This window comes from Micrococcus sp. R8502A1, assembly GCF_006704135.1.
Lineage (GTDB): Bacteria > Actinomycetota > Actinomycetes > Actinomycetales > Micrococcaceae > Micrococcus > Micrococcus luteus.
Map to the genome: position 1 here is coordinate 1 of NZ_VIGS01000124.1, position 251 is coordinate 251.

Genomic DNA, 251 nt, shown 5'->3' on the forward strand with positions numbered 1-251 from the left:
CAGCGACTCGATGCTGTTGGTCGTGTAGATGACCTTGCGGAGCATGGGTGGGAACTGCAGGAACGGGATGAACCGCTCCCAGGAGTTCGCCCAGGTCGCGGCTGCAGACGGGTACTTCGTGCCGAGCGGGCGTGTCAACTTGTCTGTGTAAGCGGGGTGGTCACAGGTAGGGGTTGATCCGGTCGGGGTAGGCCGCGGCGAGCTGGGCGAGGGCCTGCTTCCAGTTCGTGACGGCCTGACCTTCGACGAGC

General features: G+C 64.5%; 1 pseudogene. It reads right to left on the bottom strand.

Annotated features, from left to right (window positions below):
• Positions 1-135 (bottom strand): annotated as a pseudogene (locus FLM69_RS11320) (transposase); the annotation flags it as partial.
• Between the last annotated feature and the right edge of the window lie 116 nt (positions 136-251).